We start from the raw sequence: 17799 nt of genomic DNA, 5'->3' as shown, positions 1-17799 counted from the left end.
GTTCGCCTTCAATCAAGTATTATCCGTTTCACCTGGTAGCAGGTTGTCTTGCAATAACTCTACATGCTCTGCCACTGTATCGGGTTGTGAGAAATAGGCAATGTGATAGACCGCTTCTCCTTCTTGCGTCAGAGGTATGTTTTGTTTACCTACCACTACCCCCTCAGCTGGGCTTTCAATACTGGCCAAATATCCACCGAACGGATCAGCAATGGTCGCCAGTTTATCCCCTTTGTTCACGTGATCGCCCAACTGGGCTAAATGGGTAACAAAGCCACTTTCTGTAGCGCGTATCCAGCCACTCTGACGGGCAATAAATCGCTCAATACTGTGCCCCTTACTACGACTCTTATTCAACATGCCCAAATGGCGCATAGTATTAATGATACCGCGAAGCCCTGCGCGAATGGAGAATTCATCGTACCTTAAGGCCTGACCTGCTTCGTAAAGCAAAATTTTAACACCACTTTCACTGGCGGTTTCACGTAATGAACCTTCACGTAGCTCAGCATTTAGCAACACAGGTACACCAAATGCTTTGGCCATCTCAAGTACTTCGGGATCGTCTAAGTCAGCGCGAATTTGCGGCAAATTACTACGATGGATTGCACCGGTATGAAGATCTATTCCTACATCACACTTTTGCACAATTTCCTTCAAAAACAGGTTGGCCAATCGACCTGCAAGTGAGCCTTTCTTGCTACCGGGAAAACTGCGGTTGAGATCGCGCCGGTCGGGCAAATAGCGAGACTGGTTCAACACCCCATATACGTTCACCATTGGCACCGCGATAAGCGTACCTCTAAGCCGTTGAATGGCCCGAGAGCGAATGAGCCTGCCGACAATCTCAATGCCATTAAGCTCATCACCGTGAATAGCGGCACTCACAAACATAGTAGGGCCAGGGCGTTTACCTCGGGTAACATAAACGGGAATGCTCATGTTTGTCGCGGTGTATAAAGGGGGCATCTCCAGCTCAATTTTAACCGATTCGCCTGGTGCAATACTCTGCCCCCCAATGACTAAATTTTCTACTGCCACTTAGCCTTTACCTCGCGTCTTTGTTTTGTGCGGCTCTGCACTTTTTTCAATAAATTCAATGATCATACCGGCAACATCTTTATTGGTGGCTTTTTCAATACCTTCCAAACCAGGTGATGAATTTACTTCCATAACCACAGGCCCGTTGTTTGACCGTAAAATATCTACACCACAGCAATTTAAGCCCATAGTCTTGGCTGCATCTACAGCAGTTTTGCGTTCAGCAGGGCTCAACCTTACCAAGCTCGCTTGACCGCCTCTATGAAGGTTAGATCGAAACTCCCCTGGTGCAGCTTGACGTTTCATTGCAGCAACAACTTTACCGCCTACAACAAAGCAGCGGATGTCGCAGCCTCCAGCCTCTTTAATAAATTCTTGTACCAAGATGCTGGCATTTAAACCCATAAAGGCTTCGATAATTGATTCTGCCGCTTTATGAGTATCGGCTAATACCACGCCAATGCCTTGTGTGCCTTCAAGCAATTTAATGACCACAGGCGCACCGCCCACGGTTTTTATCACGTCTTCTATTTTGTCTGGGTGGTGGGCAAAGCCAGTACGTGGCATGCCAATGCCCTTGCGTGATAGCAACTGTAAAGAGCGCAGCTTATCCCTAGATCGGCTAATGGCTACAGATTCATTAACGCTGTAGGTGCCCATCATTTCGAATTGTCGTACAACCGAGGTGCCGTAAAAGGTAACAGAAGCCCCAATGCGTGGAATAACCGCATCGTAATAAGGAAGTCTCTTACCTTTGTAACGCACCGATGGACGAGAACTGGTGATATCCATATAGCAATGCATGGTATCGATAACATCTACTTCGTGCCCGCGAGCACGTCCAGCCTCTACTAAGCGAGAAGTTGAATAGAGACGAGGGTTCCGGGATAAAATCGCTATGCGCATCGTAAATTGCCTGTGGTTATAAAGTGTATTTAAAAATGAATGCTGCTTAATCATTAGCACCTTTTTAGGTACATAGCCAGATTAGTCGGATGGCAGCAAATTGGCGCGCATGATAAAGCACCTTTTATTAATGGTCTTACGAATTATTATTGTGGTGGCGACAGTAATATCTGGATGAACTCAAAAACGTAACGCGATAGCATGGGGTAACATGAGGATATAATGAGTTTTTTACTATGATGCAGTGGTGGCAAGAGGTATTGGTATGGCTAACGGCCTACCAATCAAATCTTATTTGGAGTGGGTTGGTTTTACTGTTTTATTTGGCAGCTTCAAGAAAAATCCTACCCAAACTTGAAACCAATATCGAGAAAACCAAATTAAAGTCTACCAGTGCAATTAAGGGGTTATTTGCCGCTAGGGTTATAGTTGCCACGGTATCGTTAGCTTTATTGCTTCTTGCGTGGGGAATAGACTTTTCTGGCCTATTGGTATTATCAACCTCCATTATCACGGTAACTGGGGTAGCGCTTTTCGCCAGTTGGTCATTAATAAGCAATATTACCGCTTACTTCATACTGTTGACGAACGTTGCATATCGCCGAGGGAATTTTATTCGTATTCTTGATGGTGATAATTTTATAGAGGGTTATATTGCCGACTTGGGGCCATTTAGCACGCGCTTGGTGACTTCTGAACGCGAAACTCTTATGTACCCCAACAACCTCATTTTAACTCGTCCTGTGCTTATTAACCCCAAATCAGCTTGGGGCACCATGGGTAAAGTAACCCCAACAACGACGGCGGGTAAAATGGAAGAAAAAACTGATAAGCCGACGAAAAAGAGCAGGGTGAAAAGCGACCCCCTAGTTTAATCGCTATCGCTATAATGTGACTCGTGAATGTGGCGAGTCATACTTTGAAGTAGCGCTCTTAGTTTTGCTGGCTTTAACGGCTTAGATAGATAGTTAACCCCTTGCTCCTTACATTTAGCCACTAAATCTTCATCTGGCGTAGCTGTGATAAGCGCGGCGGGTAGTATGGCATCAAGTTGGAACCTAATCTTATCTATTAAGGCTAAGCCGTTTTGCGTTTCATCATGGCTTAATTGATAGTCCATCAATAATATCTGAGGCGATGTTTGCTCAATCAGGGCAAGGGCTTCATCCCACGACCCGGCTAACATCACCTTAACGCCCCAGCGAGCAAGCAACGTTTGCATTGCATCTAAGTTCTCCCGTTGGTCGTCTACACAAAGTACCTGTAATCCAGTGAAAGTTGTGTTTTTAGGCTTGGTTGTTGTACTTATTGAAGAACCGGGCTGGGCTTTTGGCAGGCTAAAAGTAAAGCAACTGCCTTTTTGCAGTGAGGACGATACGGTTATATCGCTACCCAACTGCTGACTTAACCTACGTACCACACCTAGCCCCAAGCCAATACCATGTTCTGCACTTTGATTAATGCGATAGAAATCACTAAAAATGTTATCTTTTTTATCTTCCGAAATGCCAATTCCTGTGTCATAAACACGAAAAGAAACTGATGATTTGGTGGACTTTATAACAAGTAGAACTTTGCCTTTTTGTGTGTACTTCACAGCATTTGACAGTAAATTCTGCATAATTCTATACAAGTAGGTTTTGTCGGCCATTACCCAAAGTGGTTTCACCCATACCCGCAACGAAAGACCTTTTTCCTGTGCTCGCATTCTTATATCGTCAATAAGCGGGCTGAGCAGAGCTTGTACATCTACGGGCTCAATGTCTGGCTTCATTTCACCCTGATCAAGGCGTGATATATCTAAAAGCGTACCGATAAGTGCCTCACTTGAGGTTACCGAGTGGTGCAGCTTTTGAATGATTTCATGTACACCATTCGATAGCTCTTGTTCTTCTAACGCCGAAATATACAACTTGGCGGCGTTCAAAGGCTGAAGTACATCATGGCTGGCCAGTGCTAGGAAGCGAGTTTTACTGGCATTCGCATCTTCGGCGGCCTTTCTAGCCCGTATCAGTTCAGTTTCTGCTCCAGAGCGCCGCTCTATTTCAAGCCGTAGTTCGGCGTTGATGGTATGCACCTCTTCGGTACGCCTTTTTATTCTAGCTTCTAAGTCGATATTTGATTCTTCAAGGGCTTGTTGAATCTCAATGTGGTCGGTGATGTCATTAAAACTGGTCACAAAGCCGCCTCCTGGTAGGGGGTTGCCTACCATTTCAATTACACGGCCATCTTTTCGCTGACGTTTGAATCGGTGGGGGGTACCAGAGCGCAAATGTTCTAAGCGCTTTTCTACTTCCGCTTCTACATCCAGTTTGCCAAATTCCCCTTGTGATGCGTTGAAACGGATAAGTTTCTCTATGGGTATGCCCACTGCAAGAAAATCTTCAGGGTAGGTATAAAGTGCTGCGTATCGCTTATTCCAAGCCACTAAATTTAAGTGTTTATCGACTACGCTAATGCCTTGATCCATGTTTTCTAACGAGGTCAAAAGCGCGGTCATATTAAATTGCATGGCTTGTGTGGTGTCGTCGAAAAAGTTAATGACTTCCGTGAAGTCCATTTTCTTGCCACGCAGTGCGCTGTCTAACAATACTTTGGCGCTGGATGCACCTATAACACCGCCCAGCGCGCGCTCACAAAACGTAAGAAAGTCTTCATCGGGAGAAGCTTGGTGGTTCAACGTGCAGCTGTTGTGATGTTGATATTGCTCAATAAGCTGTTCGCATCGACCTGTACCCATGAAAGTCGATAGTAACGTAATGAGGTCAGATACCGTAACATTGCTATTTGGCCCTTTAATGACACTGTTTTTAACCACAGCAGGAGACACAAAAGCCTCGGCTTGAATTCTGTCGATAAGCCGGTGCGGGGCAAACCACGAGAAAATAATGTACATTACGGCATTCGCACCAAGGCTTATCATCGCGCCTTGGCTGATAAGTTCGTTATTGGCAAATTGTGATGTTTGCTTTCCTACCAGCGGAAATACTAACCACAATACCCAAAGTATTATTCCCACCAACAAGCCCGCGTAAACCCCATGGGCATGTGCGCGCTTCCAATATAATCCACCGAGGATCGCTGGCATTAATTGAATCACTAGTGAAAACGCAATAAGCCCAATTGAATGTAGCGAGCGGCTACTGGTCATCTGTTGATGGTACAAAAATGCCATTAGTAATATGAAGCCAATAACAATGCGTCTTATAAGGCGTATTTGCGCAGAGAAATCTCTTTTTTCAGAGTGATTGCCGCGAAACGCTAAGTAGCGAGGTAAAATAACGTCATTGGTTAACATGGTGCTTAGGGTTAGGGTTGCCACAATAATCATTGCAGTTGCAGCTGATAACCCCCCAACAAATACAATAACTTGTAGCAAGGCTGAACCAGAGAACATAGCCAGGGATAGTACGTAGGAGTCGGGCTCAACACTGGCACCAGCAAAAATGGCTTTACCCGCAATAGCAATAATGGGAATAACCGCAGAAATAATCGCGAGATAAAGCGGGAACAACCATCGGGCTGTTTTTAAGTGTGAAAGGCTCAGGTTATCAATGACTGCCACATGGAATTGGCGAGGCAGGCACACAATAGCAGCCGCGGCCATGATGGTCTGAGCAATGAAGTTGAACGAGCTAAATTGAGACAGTGCGGCAGTGTTTACAAAGGTCTCTAGAAAAGGGCCTGTTTCGGTTTGTCGCCACGCGCTGTAGCCCACAAATGCAACCAACACCAACGCCAATAACTTAATAGTGGATTCAAAGGCGATAGCGAGCATTAATCCTCTGCGGTACTCGGTTACATCGGCATGCTTAGTACCAAAATAAATCGCAAATATGGCAATAAATGTGGTGGCGGCAATCACGATGAAATTGCTATTAGGCTGTTGAGTTAACAACTGAAAAGTGGAGCCAATCGCTTTTAATTGCAACGCAATATACGGAATGGTAGCCAGCAGCGCGATAACGGTCACTAACAATGCGACGGTTTGGCGCTTGCCATAACGAGACGCAATAAAATCAGAAATTGTGGTGATATGTTGCTTTTTGCTAACTAGAGTTAGCTTATAAATAAATCGATACCCAAGCACATATACCAAAATTGGCCCTAACATAATGGGCAGGTAAATCCATGTGTCACGGCTGGCTTGCCCTACCATGCCAAAAAATGTCCACGCCGTGCAATATATGGCGAGTGCCAGTGAGTAGATGGCTGGGTGCGAAGTTAACGCTCGTGCTCGAGGCGAGTTCTTATCGCCCCAACTCGCCAAGGAAAAAAGTAAAAATAGATACAGTACCGCAAGCGTAACCCAACCGAACGTCATGAATTTCCTTTAACTTAAAGTTAACAAGTCTGTGTGCATTATAATCATTTCGACCATGGTCTACCTACGACCATGGTCTCATTTGGAATTTGAATGGTGAGGTCTAGAGTATACGTCGTGCTCCTAAATGCTTGACTTTTGCCACTCTAAGGCCTGTTCGGCCTAAACAAAAAAGCTTGGCAATAATGTTAGCAAAGCCGGGCGTTAGGAAAATGTAAAAATAAAACAATTGATTAACCTGACATGAGGACGGAACAATGGCATTTAGAAATGATGACGACAAAAAAGCATATTGGAAGGAGAATTTGTCTCTCCTTGCCAAGCTTTTGGTCGTTTGGTTTGCGGTGTCGTTTGGCGCCGGCATTTTGTTTGTCGACGTGCTAAACAACATCCACTTTTTTGGATTTAAATTGGGCTTCTGGTTTGCGCAACAAGGTTCCATTTATGTGTTCGTCGCTCTAATTTTTGTTTATATGTCAAAGATGAAGGCGATGGATAAACGTTATGGCGTAAACGAGGAGTAATACCATGGACGTTCAACTACTAACATTTATTATTGTAGGCGCAACATTTGCGCTATATATCGCCATAGCTGTATGGGCTAGAGCGGGTTCTACTAACGACTTCTACGTTGCTGGTGGCGGTGTACCTCCGGTGCTAAACGGTATGGCTACCGCCGCAGACTGGATGTCGGCAGCTTCATTTATTTCAATGGCCGGTCTTATTTCCTTTATGGGGTACGACGGCGCAGTTTACCTAATGGGATGGACTGGAGGCTATGTATTACTTGCCTTGTGTCTTGCACCCTACCTACGTAAATTCGGTAAATTTACTGTACCGGATTTTATTGGCGACCGCTACTATTCCCAAACCGCAAGAACCGTTGCTGTTTTCTGCGCCATCTTTGTTTGCTTTACCTATGTGGCAGGGCAAATGCGAGGCGTGGGCGTAGTATTTAGTCGTTTCTTAGAAGTCGATATTGTAACTGGTGTGGTGATTGGCATGGTTATCGTGTTTTTCTACACGGTATTAGGCGGCATGAAAGGGATTACCTATACCCAAGTTGCGCAGTTTTGCGTAATGATTTTTGCGTATATTGTTCCAGCAGTGTTTATCTCTATCATGGTGACGGGCCATATACTTCCGCAAACGGGGTTCGGCGCTACGCTCGCAGATGGGTCGGGGATGCATATATTACAGAAACTCGACAGCCTATCGGTGGAACTCGGGTTTCACGAGTATACCTCCGGGTCGAAAAGTACCATCGATGTGTTCTTTATTACGTTTGCATTGATGGTGGGTACGGCTGGATTACCTCACGTTATCGTTCGTTTCTTCACCGTACCTAAAGTGCATGATGCACGTAAGTCGGCTGGTTATGCACTTGCGTTTATCGCTATTTTGTATACCACTGCGCCGTCGCTTGCTGCATTTGCTCGAGTTAATATGATTGAAACCATTAACGGTCCTGAGCTAACCGGAACAAGTTACGCTGAAGCGCCGTCGTGGATCAAAAACTGGGAGCAAACTGGGCTTATTGAATTCAACGATAAGAACGGTGATGGGGTGATGTTTTACTCGGGTGATGAACGCAACGAAATGAAAGTTGATCGTGACATCATGGTATTGGCTAACCCAGAAATTGCGAACTTGCCTGCATGGGTTATCGCATTGGTGGCTGCTGGTGGGGTAGCCGCAGCATTGTCTACATCAGCTGGCTTGCTGTTAGTTATTTCAACATCAGTTTCCCATGATTTGTTAAAACGAAACTTTATGCCCAATATCACCGATAAGTCCGAGCTGTTTTATGCACGGCTTGCGGCAGGGGTAGCCATTGTTATTGCAGGCTACTTTGGGATAAATCCACCGGGCTTTGTAGCACAGGTGGTCGCCTTCGCGTTCGGTCTGGCGGCATCCAGTTTCTTCCCTGCCATTATTATGGGTATCTTTAGTAAACGAATGAATGATAAAGGCGCGATTGCGGGCATGATTGCAGGTATTGCGTTCACCGCCGCCTATATTATTTACTTTAAGTTTGTGAACCCTGCTGCAAATGTACCGGAAAACTGGTGGTTTGGTATTTCCCCAGAAGGCATAGGTACCTTGGGTATGATGGTTAACTTCCTTGTTGCTTTCGTTGTCTTTAAGTCTACCGACGAAGCCCCGGAAGAAATCCAAGAGTTAGTAGAGAGCATTCGTTATCCGAAAGGAGCGGGCGAGGCATCTGCGCACTAGCGATTAGAAGCTAATTGTCAAAACAAGACACTGACGCTCGGTAATTGGCCGAGCCTTTGTTAAACCAACTCGCTCAAGGAGGAAACTCTAAAAGGCGGGTTGGTTTTTATCGTTCAGGAGCATTACGTATGACCGCTATTGCCCAGCAAGTCGCAGATTTTGTTGCTGCTTCTGCGCCCTTCGATACGCTTGATGTGGATGCATTAACTGATTTACTTACCTCGGCAGAATTGCTTTATGTAACAAAAGAAAACCTAAAAACCTTGATGGGACAATCTCGCCGAATTTATCTCATCCAAAGTGGTCAGTTTTCTGTAAGTGCAGGGCAAGAACCCCCCCGTTATGTTAGCGAAGGAGACTATTTTGGTTTTCAGCGTGTTTTGGACGGTAGCGACTATGCCATGGCGGTGACGGTAGAGAGCCCTGGATTAGTGTATAGCTTTGAAGAAGCACCATTCAAAGCCCTTCTTCAATACGATAGTATTAATACTTTTTTCAATGGCCTGCGACATGATGCGCTGCAAAATCAAGCCATTACAGAATCAAAATCTATGTGGTTGTACAAGCCACTTTATGATTTAACTGAAAATGCACCCATTGGCACCGATGTAAGTACGCCTATTCAACAAGCCGCTCAATTGATGACGGATAACCGGGTGTCATCCCTTTTAATTACTGAAGCAGGGCAGCTGGTTGGTATCGTTACCGACAGAGATTTACGTTCTAGAGTGGTTGCCACTGGTGTGGATCTGACGAACCCTGTTAGCAGTGTTATGACCCCGTCGCCGGCGAATGTTGCCAGTAACCTAACGTTATTTGACGCCATGGCGTTAATGACCGAAAAAAACATTCATCATTTACCTATATTAGATAAAGACAGTCATAAACCCGTAGGTATGGTGACGGCCAGTGATATTGTTCGCCATCAACGAGGTAGCGTACTATTTATCATTGGAGAACTGTCGAAAGCGAGCAATTTGTACGAATTAACACGTTTAGCGTGGCAGCTTCCGCATTACTTTTCTGCACATGCTAAACACGCAGGTGATTATGATATTGCGGGTAAAGTGCTTTCTCAAGCAACTGATATTATGACGCGAAAGCTCATTGGGTTCTTTCAGCAAGAACACGGTAAAGCCGGCATGATGTTTTCGTGGCTAGTATATGGCTCCCAAGCGAGAGAGGATCAGACAATGGGATCAGATCAAGACAATGCGCTGCTGTTAGCTGAATCGCCCACGCAAGTACAAGCCGACTACTTTGCCGCCATGGCTGACTATGTCTGCAAGGGGTTAGGAAAGTGCGGTATTAAACTATGCAGTGGCAATATTATGGCAAGTAACCCCGAGCTTCGGTTATCGCTAGACCAAGCGGTTGAGCAAGCGCGGCAGTGGGTAAATGCACCCACCAAAGATGCCATTATGCACTTTAATATTTTTCTTGATGCACGCTGCGCTGCGGGTGATGTGGGGCTGTTTAAAACGCTACAGCGCAAACGAATGCCTTTGCTCAAACAAAGTTTATTTCTTGCGGCATTATCTCGTCATACAAATGAAGTCTCTGTGCCTCTTTCTATGTTTCAGAAGTTTACTTATGAAAAAGGCGGAAAACTTAAAGATACGATTGATTTGAAAGTACGCGCGGTGGCACTAATTAATAATATTGTGCGCATTTATGCCCTTGCAGGGGGAATATCTGTACCTGGCACCCTTGCAAGGCTATCTTTATTGCCCGAAAATTCAGAGCTTTCAACCAAGGATGCGGCGAACTTACGAGATATTTGGATATTTTTGAATCGATTACGATGGCGTCATCAGCTTCAGCATAATGTGGCGGATAATAGTGTGTCAGTGTCGTCTTTATCTTCCATAGAAAGGCATCAGCTAAAGGCATCTTTTCAAGCTATCGAAAGAGCCCAAAAAGCAATTGTCATGAATTTTTCAGGCGGTATGGCGTAATCATGTTGCAATGGCTAAGTGACTGGTTATTCGGGCGCGGACCATCATCATTCGATAGGTTTAAAAGCGCGACTTTACAAGACACTACTTTGATGTCTATCGATTTAGAGCTGACATCCTTAAACGCCAATGAGTCGGAAATTACATCTTTTGGCTGGGTGTGTGGGCGCAACAGTAGCATTGCTTTAGAAACCTGCACTTATAGTGTTGTTAAAACCAAAGCGCCTTTAGGGCAAAGCCCAGTTATCCATGGGCTCATTCAAGACAATATTTCAAAGGGCGAAAAAGTAGAAGATGTGCTAACGAGATTTATCGCACAGTTGCCTTCAAAGATTCTGGTTATCCATAATGCCAACTTAGATTTGGCAGTGCTTGATGCGGTATTTAGGCGCTTAAACTTGCCGGCACAAGAGGTTTATTACATCGACACCTTACAACTCGCTTTGTATGAATTGAAAAAAGAGCATGAAGTCGTTCCATCAAATAGCGCATCTTTAGGCGCTTGTTTACTGAGAGCCGGTTTACCAGAGGTGCCTCAACACAATGCATTAGAAGATGCCATGGCCGCTTTACTCTTGTGCTATGCACAGCTAGCGTCATTAGGGCTTACGGAACAAAGTTGCTTGGCGGACTTATCACATACTAAAGCCCTTGGTAGGAAAACACTTGGCGTGGTTAAAACTTAATAAACTACCCTAAACTAGGCTTTAATATATCTTTTAAGCTTCTGACTCCATTACATTGTGAGCCGTTTCCACGCTACTTACGACACAATTTCTACCTAGCCCTTTTGCAGCATATAAGCTTTTATCAGCTTGAAGCATAGTGAAGTCGATAGTTTTATTATCGTCTGGGTGTTTCGTTGCTACACCAGCGCTAATTGTCACCCTTGCAAGGTTTGAATCAGCGTGGGCAATATTTAAATTGAACACGGTACTTAAAAGTCGATTTGCGACTAATTTTGCGCCTTCCTCATTGGTGTTGGGTAGAATAACTAAAAACTCTTCACCGCCCACGCGAACCAATTTGTCCATAGGGCGCAATAAGCTATCGTTAATCGCTTTACTAAGCTTCCATAAGCAGCTATCGCCTTCCATATGCCCATATCGGTCGTTGTAGCGCTTGAAATAATCAACATCGAATAGCACAAGAGAAAGGGGGTTATGACTCCGCTTACCATCTTTCATAAAGCGGGGAAGGTAGTCTTCTAAATAGTGCCTATTGTAAGCGCCCGTCAGCCTATCAATATAAATAAGGTTTTCTAACAGGTCGTTTTTGAGCTTATGGTTAAGGTGCGCTTTCACGCGATTTTGTAACGTACATGCATTAATAGGTTTGGTCACAAAGTCCACACAGCCAGAATCCCAGCATTTTGATTGTGCTTCGTCTGTCGTTGTTGCGGTAACAAAAATAATGGGGATATCAGATTTACTCGGATTTTCACGTAAGGCTTGTGCAACTTGGTGTCCATCCATGATAGGCATGTTCACATCCATCAGAATCAAGTCGGGTGTGTTTTTTTCACAGTAAGCAAGCGCAGCTTCTCCAGAGGAAACAGAGGTACAACTCACCATCTCTTCAAGAAGCCCTTCTAAAATCATTCGAGAGCTTGCTTGGTCATCTACAATTAATAAATGGCAGTCTGATAATGCTCGTTTATTTACTTGCTCAATAAACATGTTAGTCCTTTACCTACAACGCAACCGTTTCCAACTATTTGTAAACGTTAAACCCAGAGTAACGCGGCAAGTGTAAAAAATGCATTAAACAAAAGTTTAATAATTAACATTTTTTTGTATTTAAATTAACGACATAAAAAGAAGCACGTACAGTATTAGGTTAGTTACCAGCCCTATCATATAAAAATAGGTCCTCGGGCTTGGATTACGCTCAGTCGCCATCGCATAATATAGTGCCATATGAACAATTCTACATAAGCCATACACCCAAGCTAATATAGCCAGATAGAGAGGGGTAACGCCAACAAACATGCAAAGTATCGCCGGAATAATAAATTGGTTTACGTTCTCAAGTGAATTGTGAAACGTTCTATGGCTTCTAAATACGAAGCTGTCGTGACTTAGGTCTTCGGCAACTTTGCCTGGTACATAAGATGATTGTTTGCGGTGCGCCACAGCGGCAACAATGTTCTGAATTAATACTGTAAAAATGATTACCGCAAGCCCTGCGATAGCGTAGGTGTAAACAGTGAACATGACTTCATCCTTGTAAGCTAATTAATTGGTATACGGATTACAAGAAGGTTATGGATTAAAAAAGCATCGGGGTTATTGGTTTTGAAACGTAGTTTTGTATAAAAGGGGGGAGTAAGTAGCGGAAACCCGCTACTTACTAATAATGGGCTATAACGCTTTTTTGACTTCAGCGGGAAGTAATACGGTATCAATAACATGAATGACACCATTAGATGTTTTTACATCGGCTTTAATCACGGTGGCATCGTTAATCATTACTTTCCCCATGGCGGTAACCACAGTGATATCAGTACCTTCTACGGTAGTGGCACTGGTTAGCGACATCACATCTTCAGCCATCACGCTACCCGATACTACATGATAAGTAAGCACCTGTGATAGTAATGCCTTATTTTCAGGCTTGAGCAGCATCTCTACCGTACCTTCTGGTAGTTTAGAGAAAGCTTTATTGGTTGGGGCGAATACTGTGAAAGGGCCCTTACTTTTTAGGGTATCAACTAAATCCGCAGCTTCAACCGCCGCGACTAAGGTAGAAAACATCTCTTTACTTGCTGCAGTATCAACGATATCTGCCTTCTCTGATTCCATATGATGTCCGGCAAAAGCCGATATACTCATCAAGCTCATCATTACCAACGGGATTAACTTAACCATAAATACCTTCCTTAAATTTTGGGAGAACATAAATTGATGTAGCGAGAATGGTTACGTTTCTCCTAACAAAATTGATGATTAAGTTTACGTAATAGAAAGCAGTGCATTAGATGGGATGTAAATATAATGTTAAATTTAGCGAATTGCGCTATACTTCGTCAAGGTGTTAATAGGGGAGGGCTGCATTATGTTACTTCGACATCTTATTACCGCACTACTCGTTTTATTCAGTTCAGCTATGCTAGGTTGTGCTAGCACTGCGCCTGTTGTTGCCAAGAATCCTTATCCTGCATTACACGATCATTTGTTTCCTAGTTATGCGTCTTTTCCGATTGAGACACAAGAGCAAGTCTTTGCACTAGAAGAAGATGCACAGTTATTTGTGGATGAGGCTGTTTATGAGTCAGGAGGAAAGACAACCAACGTAAAAGGGCTAATTTCCTCAATCTTTGATCATTCTGAAATGGGGTTGTTATACCGCAGTAATGCGAATTCGGTTGCCAATGAGACGTTTAATAATCGTTCTGCAAACTGCCTTTCTTTGTCAATCATGACTTACGCCATGGCGCAGCACGCAGGCTACGATGCCACATTCTATGAAGTAGACATACCTGAGTATTGGACAAGGCGTGACGGCTTCAGTTTTCTAAATGGTCACGTTAACTTAACCATAAATGTACCTAAAGATCCGCTAGTGACTAACATAGGGCCAAGTAGCGCAGATGTTGATTTTGATCCGCAAATGATTAGAACGCACTTTCCACGGGTGCCTGTTACCAAGCGCCTTGTGTTGTCTATGTTCTACAACAATAAAGGTGCAGACGCGCTAATTGCGAACAGTTATACGCGAGCATACAGTTACTTTAGGGCTGCTGCAGTGTTATCACCAGAGTTACAGCAAAGCTGGGTTAATTTAGGCGTGCTGTACCGTATGGTTGACGCATTTGAAGCAGCAGAGCAAAGTTATCAGTTTGCGTTAAATTTGGATGAAAATAATCTAACTGCGTGGGACAACTTGTCTATTTTGTATTACCACCAAGGCTTATTTGATAAATCAGCGCAGATTAAAGCTAGAGTTGAAGCGCAACGTAAAGAAAACCCTTTTTACCATTTCATTCTTGGGGAACAAGCTCTGGATGATGGGGAGTTTGCAGACGCATTAGAACATTTCCAGCGCGCACTTCGCTTAGATAATACAAGACACGAAGTGTTTTTTGGATTGGCTAAAGTGTATTACGAGATAGGAGATATCAATAACGCTGAGCGTTACATTAAACGCGCCATTCAACTTGCACCCAATTCACAAGATGAGAACCGTTACATGAGTAAGCTTTCTAACATTGCTCTGAACTACTAATTAATAACGACTAACGACTTGCAAAACAAGCAGTGAGTACCTACTTGCAGCGAATCTTGCAGCAAACGTACCAATAAATCGGACCAACAAAAAAGCCACGTTTTAACGTGGCTTTTTTTTATAGAGAATAGCGCTCTTTTAGATAACACCTAGCTCTTTCAAACGTTCCTGCAGATATGTGCCTGCAGTATGGCGTTCTGAAAGCTTCACATCCGGACGAGGGTGCAAGAACAGTGGCAATGAAATACGTGACTTGGTCATGTCTGCGCCATCTGGATTCACAACACGGTGAGTCGTAGATGGAAAGTAGTGACCAGATGCTTCTTGAAGCATATCGCCGATATTCACAATCAAGCTACCAAAATCGCAAGGTACGTCTAACCAGCTGCCATCTTGCGCTTTTACTTGTAATCCTGGTTCGTTAGAAGCCGGAAGGATAGTAATAAGATTAATATCTTCGTGAGCCGCTGCACGAATAGCATCTACTTCTTCTTCGCCACTAAGTGGTGGGTAATGAAGTACACGTAATAGGGTCTGATCTGAATCTTTGATCATGTCGCCTAACGGTTGGCTGTACTTGTCGCTTACTTCCTCTGGAGAGTGTTTCTCAATCCAGCCTAAAAGTTCAGAGGCAAGGGTGTTAGCTTCTGAATAGTACTGTGACAGCAAAGGACGAAGTTCGTCAGGACATTGACCCCAAGGGTAATAATGGAAGTACTCTTTAATATCTTTTTTCGTGAAGCCTTTGGCTACCTCAGAAACGCTTTGAGGGAAGAATCCATCTTGCTTACCCTTGTTGTAAAGGTAGTCATTTTTTTCTTCACTATCGAAAAAGCCTTGCCAGCTATCATAAATGCCTTGCACGAGTGACTGTTGAATTGGGTGGTTTTTCAATACCCCAAAGCCCGTCTCTCGTAGTGACTTAACGAATTCTTCTTGGGCGTTTTCCGCCGTGTAATCAACAGCAACTAATTGCATAACTTTATCCCGTTTAATTTGATTGCGGCATTATAAGAGTAGACGGGCCGCCAAAAAAGCTTTGGTAGTTGACTTAAATCAATCAACGTCATCTAAGATGCCTAATGTAATCAATGTAGACCATTTAGTCTACATTTGGGCAAAAACTTAGCCTAAGCCTTAATCTAGTACTTCAATCTGACAGTTTAGCCAAGTGTTAAGTAAAAGCCTGCAAGCGCTGCGCTCATCAAATTTGATAACGTAGCCGCGATAACCGCTTTTAGGCCCAACTGAGCAATTTCTTTTCGGCGGGTAGGTGCCATAGCACCAATACCACCCATCAAAATAGCGATAGAGGACAAGTTTGCGAAACCACAAAGTGCAAAAGTGACAATAGCTTGTGTTGATTCAGACAGGTTAGGTTGGTGCTCGAGGTAGTTAAGGTAAGCCACAAATTCGTTCACTACCATTTTCTGACCTATAAAGCTTCCTGCAATCTGAGCTTCTTCCCATGGAACGCCAATTGCCCATGCTAGAGGTTGAAGTATGTAACCCATGATCCCTTCAAAGGTGACATTTTCATACCCTAATAAACCACCTGTCCAACCCACTAGGCCGTTGAACATGGCGATGAGGGCAATGAATGCAAGTAGCATAGCACCCACGTTCAATGCGAGTGTCATACCAGATGCAGCGCCGCTAGCTGCTGCATCGAAGACGTTGGCGTAGCCTGTGTCTTCCGAATCTATTTCGCTTAAGCCGTCTTTGGTTTTTTCAGTTTCTGGCAGAATAATCTTTGCCATTAACATACCGCCAGGGGCTGCCATAAAGCTCGCTGCGAGTAAGTATTTTAAGTCAACGCCCATACCCGCATAACCTGCCATTACTGAACCTGCAATAGAGGCAAGGCCACCTACCATTACGGCAAATAGCTCAGAACGCGTCATATGAGGTATGAAAGGGCGAACTACCAATGGGGCTTCTGTCTGCCCTACAAATATATTTGCTGCCGCTGACATGGATTCAGGGCGGCTAGTTCTCAATACCTTTTGAAGGAAACCACCAATCACTTTAATAATTAAGCCCATCACTTTTAAGTGATATAACACTGCGATAAGTGATGAGAAGAAAACGATAACGGGTAAAACATTGAAAGCAAAAATAAAGGCAATAGATTTGTCGCCGATAGGGCCAAATAGGAAGTTAATACCGTCTTGACTGTAGGCAATGATGTTAGCAACAAACCCTGTTGCTGCTAACAGAACTTCTTTGCCAGGCTCAGAATACAGAACAAATGCACCGATTAAAGCTTGCATAGCGAAGGCGCCACCAACAGTACGCAAACTAATGCTGCGTTTCGCCGACGAGAGCGCGAATGCAATACCTAAAAGGACTGCAATGCCCAGTAAACTCACCATAATATCAATCCTTTATAGAAGCGCTTGCTGAATGTGAGATTTGATCACATCTAGAGCAATTTGGTTTTTACCACCTTGTGTAACTACTACATCAGCAGTGAACCGGCTTGGCTCGATAAATTGGTGATACATCGGTTTTACAGTTTCTTCGTATTGTTTGGCAACTGACTCGATAGTACGTCCACGTTCTTTGATATCTCGTATCATGCGGCGCATAAGGCAGATATCCAGTGGAGTATCGACAAAGATTTTCACGTCATAAAGTGGCAGAAGATCTGCACGGGCAAGCAGCATAATTCCTTCAAGAATTATAACTGGTGCTGGGTTCAAACGTTCAGTGTCAGGCAGGCGAGTATGCGTTTTAAAGCAGTAATGAGGATAATCAATAGGTTGACCATCTCTAAGTGCCTGCAAATGCGCTTTCAGCAATTCATGCTCAAATGCATTGGGGTGATCGTAGTTGTTTTTTTCTCGTGCTTCCATGGGCAAGTGGTCTTGAGCGCGATAGTAATGATCTTCGCGAAGCACTTGCACAGGCCTTCCTTGAGCAGAGAAGCCGTTAAACAAATTTTCGGTAAACAGTGACTTTCCAGAGCCTGAAGCTCCAGAAATGGCAATAATTAAAGGCGATTGCATAATTCTAGAAAGCTGATTTTATTGGAGCAAAGATACGCGTTTAGCCTCTATGAATCAATGTTATATTCATACCAATTGGTCAAATGGATCGCTATTT

Annotated in this window: 15 protein-coding genes; 6 read left to right on the top strand and 9 right to left on the bottom strand. The window is 44.0% G+C overall.

The window, feature by feature from the left end; translation table 11 throughout:
* Positions 1-12 precede the first annotated feature (12 nt).
* On the bottom strand, positions 13-1041 hold the full coding sequence (locus tag AV939_RS17285; protein WP_057789256.1) for a succinylglutamate desuccinylase/aspartoacylase family protein: 1029 nt from the start codon (positions 1039-1041) through the stop codon (positions 13-15).
* Positions 1042-1947: a 30S ribosomal protein S6--L-glutamate ligase gene (gene rimK, locus AV939_RS17280; RefSeq protein WP_057789259.1), complete on the bottom strand. Its 906-nt coding sequence runs from the start codon at positions 1945-1947 to the stop codon at positions 1042-1044. It abuts the gene before it with no gap.
* A gap of 236 nt (positions 1948-2183) precedes the next feature.
* Here rimK and AV939_RS17275 point away from each other — a divergent pair, with 236 nt between their 5' ends.
* Entirely contained in the window at positions 2184-2822 is a 639-nt protein-coding gene (locus AV939_RS17275) for a mechanosensitive ion channel family protein (protein ID WP_057789261.1), read from the top strand.
* On the opposite strand, the gene AV939_RS17270 is transcribed toward AV939_RS17275, so the two are convergent.
* On the bottom strand, positions 2819-6271 hold the full coding sequence (locus AV939_RS17270; protein ID WP_057789262.1) for a PAS domain-containing hybrid sensor histidine kinase/response regulator: 3453 nt from the start codon (positions 6269-6271) through the stop codon (positions 2819-2821). The two genes, AV939_RS17275 and AV939_RS17270, sit on opposite strands and share 4 nt — an antisense overlap.
* 257 nt (positions 6272-6528) lie before the next feature.
* On the opposite strand from AV939_RS17270, the gene AV939_RS17265 reads away from it, so the two are divergent.
* The 4 genes from AV939_RS17265 to AV939_RS17250 all read left to right on the top strand — a co-directional run bounded on the left by AV939_RS17265 (position 6529) and on the right by AV939_RS17250 (position 11150).
* Positions 6529-6795 carry a DUF4212 domain-containing protein gene (locus tag AV939_RS17265; RefSeq protein WP_057789264.1) on the top strand — a complete coding sequence of 89 codons (267 nt, stop codon included), beginning with the start codon at positions 6529-6531 and terminating at the stop codon, positions 6793-6795.
* Positions 6796-6799: 4 nt separating this feature from the next.
* A complete protein-coding gene (locus AV939_RS17260; protein ID WP_061093603.1) occupies positions 6800-8506 on the top strand; it encodes a sodium:solute symporter family protein in 1707 nt (568 codons plus the stop codon).
* Between the two features lie 128 nt (positions 8507-8634).
* Complete coding sequence (locus AV939_RS17255) at positions 8635-10464, top strand: DUF294 nucleotidyltransferase-like domain-containing protein (protein ID WP_061997913.1); 1830 nt, start codon at positions 8635-8637, stop codon at positions 10462-10464.
* Positions 10465-10466: 2 nt separating this feature from the next.
* Positions 10467-11150: a 3'-5' exonuclease gene (locus tag AV939_RS17250; protein ID WP_057789271.1), complete on the top strand. Its 684-nt coding sequence runs from the start codon at positions 10467-10469 to the stop codon at positions 11148-11150.
* 33 nt (positions 11151-11183) lie between these two features.
* On the opposite strand, the gene AV939_RS17245 is transcribed toward AV939_RS17250, so the two are convergent.
* From AV939_RS17245 to AV939_RS17235, 3 genes are all read right to left on the bottom strand, one after another.
* Positions 11184-12143 (bottom strand): GGDEF domain-containing response regulator, encoded by a 960-nt coding sequence (locus tag AV939_RS17245; protein WP_057789273.1) that lies wholly within the window; start codon positions 12141-12143, stop codon positions 11184-11186.
* Positions 12144-12263: 120 nt separating this feature from the next.
* Positions 12264-12680 (bottom strand): MAPEG family protein, encoded by a 417-nt coding sequence (locus tag AV939_RS17240; protein WP_061997912.1) that lies wholly within the window; start codon positions 12678-12680, stop codon positions 12264-12266.
* A 147-nt stretch (positions 12681-12827) separates the two neighbouring features.
* Positions 12828-13334 (bottom strand): fasciclin domain-containing protein, encoded by a 507-nt coding sequence (locus AV939_RS17235; protein WP_156454647.1) that lies wholly within the window; start codon positions 13332-13334, stop codon positions 12828-12830.
* Positions 13335-13521: 187 nt separating this feature from the next.
* Between AV939_RS17235 and AV939_RS17230 the strand changes: the two genes are divergently transcribed.
* Positions 13522-14691, top strand: a complete 1170-nt coding sequence (locus AV939_RS17230) for a tetratricopeptide repeat protein (RefSeq protein WP_061997910.1) — start codon at positions 13522-13524, stop codon at positions 14689-14691.
* Positions 14692-14829: 138 nt separating this feature from the next.
* Here the strand turns inward: AV939_RS17230 and AV939_RS17225 are convergent, their stop codons facing one another.
* The 3 genes from AV939_RS17225 to udk all read right to left on the bottom strand — a co-directional run bounded on the left by AV939_RS17225 (position 14830) and on the right by udk (position 17702).
* Positions 14830-15669: an isopenicillin N synthase family dioxygenase gene (locus AV939_RS17225; RefSeq protein WP_061997909.1), complete on the bottom strand. Its 840-nt coding sequence runs from the start codon at positions 15667-15669 to the stop codon at positions 14830-14832.
* A 185-nt stretch (positions 15670-15854) separates the two neighbouring features.
* Positions 15855-17066 (bottom strand): NupC/NupG family nucleoside CNT transporter, encoded by a 1212-nt coding sequence (locus AV939_RS17220; protein ID WP_057789282.1) that lies wholly within the window; start codon positions 17064-17066, stop codon positions 15855-15857.
* 12 nt (positions 17067-17078) lie between these two features.
* Positions 17079-17702: a uridine kinase gene (gene udk, locus AV939_RS17215; protein WP_061997908.1), complete on the bottom strand. Its 624-nt coding sequence runs from the start codon at positions 17700-17702 to the stop codon at positions 17079-17081.
* Positions 17703-17799 lie beyond the last annotated feature (97 nt).

Origin of the sequence: Alteromonas sp. Mac1 (assembly GCF_001562125.1) — a bacterium.
GTDB classification, from domain to species: domain Bacteria; phylum Pseudomonadota; class Gammaproteobacteria; order Enterobacterales; family Alteromonadaceae; genus Alteromonas; species Alteromonas stellipolaris.
This window is presented reverse-complemented; position numbering and strand designations above follow the sequence as displayed.

Bases quoted from the DNA above. Each gene is read 5' to 3' on its own strand.
- rimK (WP_057789259.1), bottom strand. From the start codon at position 1,947: ATGCGCATAGCGATTTTATCCCGGAACCCTCGTCTCTATTCAACTTCT.
- AV939_RS17275 (WP_057789261.1), top strand. From the start codon at position 2,184: ATGATGCAGTGGTGGCAAGAGGTATTGGTATGGCTAACGGCCTACCAA.
- AV939_RS17270 (WP_057789262.1), bottom strand. From the start codon at position 6,271: ATGACGTTCGGTTGGGTTACGCTTGCGGTACTGTATCTATTTTTACTT.
- AV939_RS17265 (WP_057789264.1), top strand. From the start codon at position 6,529: ATGGCATTTAGAAATGATGACGACAAAAAAGCATATTGGAAGGAGAAT.
- AV939_RS17260 (WP_061093603.1), top strand. From the start codon at position 6,800: ATGGACGTTCAACTACTAACATTTATTATTGTAGGCGCAACATTTGCG.
- AV939_RS17255 (WP_061997913.1), top strand. From the start codon at position 8,635: ATGACCGCTATTGCCCAGCAAGTCGCAGATTTTGTTGCTGCTTCTGCG.
- AV939_RS17250 (WP_057789271.1), top strand. From the start codon at position 10,467: ATGTTGCAATGGCTAAGTGACTGGTTATTCGGGCGCGGACCATCATCA.
- AV939_RS17245 (WP_057789273.1), bottom strand. From the start codon at position 12,143: ATGTTTATTGAGCAAGTAAATAAACGAGCATTATCAGACTGCCATTTA.
- AV939_RS17240 (WP_061997912.1), bottom strand. From the start codon at position 12,680: ATGTTCACTGTTTACACCTACGCTATCGCAGGGCTTGCGGTAATCATT.
- AV939_RS17235 (WP_156454647.1), bottom strand. From the start codon at position 13,334: ATGGTTAAGTTAATCCCGTTGGTAATGATGAGCTTGATGAGTATATCG.
- AV939_RS17230 (WP_061997910.1), top strand. From the start codon at position 13,522: ATGTTACTTCGACATCTTATTACCGCACTACTCGTTTTATTCAGTTCA.
- AV939_RS17225 (WP_061997909.1), bottom strand. From the start codon at position 15,669: ATGCAATTAGTTGCTGTTGATTACACGGCGGAAAACGCCCAAGAAGAA.
- AV939_RS17220 (WP_057789282.1), bottom strand. From the start codon at position 17,066: ATGGTGAGTTTACTGGGCATTGCAGTCCTTTTAGGTATTGCATTCGCG.
- udk (WP_061997908.1), bottom strand. From the start codon at position 17,702: ATGCAATCGCCTTTAATTATTGCCATTTCTGGAGCTTCAGGCTCTGGA.